This window comes from Cohnella caldifontis (assembly GCF_029360585.1).
Classification (GTDB): domain Bacteria; phylum Bacillota; class Bacilli; order Paenibacillales; family Paenibacillaceae; genus Cohnella; species Cohnella caldifontis.
Genome location: NZ_JAQZSJ010000044.1, coordinates 1 through 3,450, shown reverse-complemented (window position 1 = coordinate 3,450; position 3,450 = coordinate 1). Strand labels below are relative to the sequence as shown.

Genomic DNA, 3,450 nt, shown 5'->3' with positions numbered 1-3,450 from the left:
CGGGCGGCGGCGCGGCAAGAAGGGCCGCAAGCCGGCCCCGCTGGTGCTGGGCGCGGTGACGGTCGGCGGCGGCGATGCCGGTATGGCGCCGGCAGGTGCAGCGGAGCCGGCACGGGCCGGCGGGGGCCGCGGGCGGAAGTCGGGCCGCGGAGGCGGCGGCACGGCCGGAGGCGCTGCGGGCGCCGCGGTTGCCGTAGCCCCGGCAGCCGCCGCGCCGAAGCCGCAGAGGAACCGGCGCGCGGGCAAGCTGGACATGTGGGGCTTGCCGATTTCTGGCCAGGGCCTCAAGGACGACGGCGGAGAGCAGGAAGCGCTGGAGGAAATGCGCCGCAGCGCCCGCCGCGAGAGGGGCGGCGGAGGCGGCCGGCCGACCGGCGGACGCCGGAAGAAGAAGGACTGACGGTGTGAGGCCAGCCTGGGTGGGCTGGCCTTTGTCTTGATTCGCGATCGGCGGCCATTTGACTTGCGAGTCGGCGAGTCCGATCGGTAAGGCCTACGATTCACGGGGATCGGCTGGTGCAGCCTCTTGCCAGGGACACCCCGGCCAGTATTTGCAGGAATACGACCTTTCCCAAACCTAACGGACACCACAGCGGTTATTTGCGGGAAAGGGCTATTTCCAAACCTAACAGACACCGCACGGTTATTTGCGGGAAAACGGCCATTGCCAAACCTAACGGACACCACAGCGGTTATTTGCGGGAAAACGGCCATTTCAAAACCTAACGGACACCACAGCGGTTATTTGCGGGAAACGGCCATTTCCGAACCTAATGGACACCGCAGCGGTTATTTGTAGGAATACGACCATTTCGGAAACCTAACGAACACCACAGCGGTTATTTGTAGGAATACAACCATTTCCAAACCTGACGGACACCACAGCGGTTATTTGTAGGAATACGACCATTTCCAAACCTAACGGACACCACAGCGGTTATTTGCGGAAATACGACTATTTCGAAATTCTAATGGACAGCACGGCCCTTATTTGCCCTGTATGGCTATTCAACGCGGTGTTTTTCCCTCAATAAGTGCAGCTGTGTCCGTTAAAATACGGAAGGTCAAGAATTGAATAGAATAGCGTCCGCTGTGTCCTTTAGCCGGTGGGCAACACGTGGTACGGCCAGCGGCCGATCGGGGCAGCGCCGGCCCATCGCAGCTTCGAAGGGTGAATAAGCCATTTTACAATTGGTGTCGTATCTTATAGGATAAGAAATGGTGTAAAGGTTCGGATTTATGGAGAGGGTGGAGCCCGTGGAACGAAATTTGTATCATGTGCTGGGGGCCAAGCAGTTCGATCGTCCGGAGCTGGAGCGGCTGTTCGCGGCCGCGGAGAAGATGGAGGACGTCGTAGCGGCCGGCGGCGACAAGCGGTTGTCGGGCAAAATCATGACGACGCTGTTCTTCGAGGCGAGCACGCGGACGCGGCTCTCGTTCGAATCGGCGATGCACCGGCTGGGCGGCAGCGTGATCGGGACGGAGAACGCCGCGCAGTTCTCGTCCGCCATCAAAGGAGAGACGCTTGAGGACACGATCCGGATCGTGACGGGGTACAGCGACGTCATCGTCATGCGCCATACCGAGATCGGCGCGGCCAAGCGGGCGGCGGCGGTCGCGGGCGTGCCGGTCATCAACGCGGGCGACGGCGCGGGGGAGCACCCGACGCAGGCGCTGCTGGACGCGTACACGATCAATAAGGAGTTCGGTCGCATCGATGGGCTCAGAATCGCCATGGTAGGCGATCTCACGTATGGACGGACGGTGCACTCTCTCAGCTACATTTTGGCGAACTATCAGGACGTCATGATCGACTTCATCGCTCCGGAGAACGTGCAGATCCCGCCTTACGTCAAGCATTACTTGGACGAGAAGGGCATTCGGTATCAGGAGACGCAGGATCTCAACGCGGTGGCGGGTTCGGCGGACGTGATCTATCAGACGCGGATCCAGAAGGAACGTTTTCCGTCGGTCGAGGAGTACGAGAAGGCTTCGGGCAAATACATCATCGACGGTGCTTTCCTAGATCGGATGCGCAAGGACGCCATCATCCTGCATCCGCTGCCTCGTGCCGGGGAGATCGCGGAGGAAGTCGACGCGGATCCGCGCGCGGCGTATTTCCGGCAGGCGGTCAACGGGCTGTACATCCGCATGGCGCTGGTCGCCAAGTGTTTGAATCTGGCGGACTGAGGGCCGGGCGTGCTATAATGAATCTCCGGCTGTACGGCGTATAAGGCGGGTGCGGTCGGAGAAACATTTTCGGAAATCGGAGGTGGAGGAAAATGGGCAGCAAGAACAAAGACCAGTTCGACAAGCCTTTGGCGCAAAACAAGAAGGCGTCCCATGACTACTTCATCGAGGAGACCTACGAAGCCGGGATGGTGCTGACGGGGACCGAGATCAAGTCGCTGCGCCGCGGGCGCGCGAACATGAGCGACGCGTTCGCCACGGTCCGCAACGGCGAGATGTTCATCCACAACATGCACATCAGCCCGTTCGAGGAAGGCAACCGCAGCAACCCGAGCGATCCGACGCGGGCGCGGAAGCTGCTGCTGCACAAGCAGCAGATCCACAAGCTGCTGGGCGAGTCGAAGCGGGAAGGGTATACGATCGTGCCGCTCAAGGTGTACATCCGCAACGGTTATGCCAAAGTGCTGATCGGCATGGGCAAAGGCAAGAAGCAATACGACAAGCGCGCAGACGCCGCCAAGAAAGACGCGCAGCGCGACATCCAGCGGGCGCTTCGGGAGAAGCAGAAAGTCAGCTTTTAAGGGCGTTGATCGTTGGATGGGTTGATGATTCGGATTCGGCGTGTTGATCTTTACGGCTCTTGATGGTTTCTGTTTGCAGGGTTAACCTTTTCGGCTGTTGAGGTCGCTCGTCGGACGGGTCACTGGCAAGCTTGCCAGCAAAGAGCACGCGGTATCGCGAGGCTCGGTGTGTTATAATAGTCGTAGATGTTCAGCTGCCGTTGATTTTGACGGCTCCTTATTTAGCGATCACGAGCTGCTTATGAGTGTAGTATTTGGCGGCTGCGACGATCCGATTCGGGGGCGTTTATGGATTCGACGGGGACAGTTCGAGCATGGGTAGCGGGTAGTGGGGCTGCGGCCGCTTCAACAACGCGGATGCCAAATTTAAACGGCAAACAACAACAACCTTCTCTGGCTCTGGCCGCCTAATAACGGTCACCAGGCTCCTACTCTCTATCGCCCATGTAGCGGGATAGGGGCTCAACTTTAGTGGGATACGCCGTCTAGTCTCCGCCTGGGGCTAGCGGAAGAAGACAATCAGGCTGACCCAACGCAGAGCCGGTTCCGGGGCGCTGCTCGGGTGACATCAAAACTGGGACTACACCCGTAGAAGCCTGTGTGGCGTTGTCTTCGGACAGGGGTTCGACTCCCCTCGCCTCCACCATAAAAACTCTGACCGCACGAGGTCAGAGTTTTT

3 protein-coding genes and 1 other RNA gene are annotated in these 3,450 nt (G+C 59.5%); all 4 read left to right on the top strand.

Annotation, left to right across the window (positions count from 1 at the left end; translation table 11 throughout):
• Positions 1-82 precede the first annotated feature (82 nt).
• The 4 genes from PTZ19_RS25230 (at position 83) to ssrA (ending at position 3,417) form a co-directional block, all read left to right on the top strand.
• A complete protein-coding gene (locus PTZ19_RS25230; RefSeq protein WP_276358468.1) occupies positions 83-400 on the top strand; it encodes a hypothetical protein in 318 nt (105 codons plus the stop codon).
• An 857-nt stretch (positions 401-1,257) separates the two neighbouring features.
• Positions 1,258-2,190, top strand: a complete 933-nt coding sequence (gene pyrB, locus PTZ19_RS25225; RefSeq protein ID WP_276358467.1) for an aspartate carbamoyltransferase — start codon at positions 1,258-1,260, stop codon at positions 2,188-2,190.
• Between the two features lie 92 nt (positions 2,191-2,282).
• A complete protein-coding gene (gene smpB / locus PTZ19_RS25220; RefSeq protein ID WP_276358465.1) occupies positions 2,283-2,771 on the top strand; it encodes an SsrA-binding protein SmpB in 489 nt (162 codons plus the stop codon).
• Positions 2,772-3,049: 278 nt separating this feature from the next.
• Positions 3,050-3,417, top strand: a transfer-messenger RNA (tmRNA) gene (gene ssrA / locus PTZ19_RS25215).
• Positions 3,418-3,450 lie beyond the last annotated feature (33 nt).

Bases quoted from the DNA above. Each gene is read 5' to 3' on its own strand.
- PTZ19_RS25230 (WP_276358468.1), top strand. From the start codon at position 83: ATGGCGCCGGCAGGTGCAGCGGAGCCGGCACGGGCCGGCGGGGGCCGC.
- smpB (WP_276358465.1), top strand. From the start codon at position 2,283: ATGGGCAGCAAGAACAAAGACCAGTTCGACAAGCCTTTGGCGCAAAAC.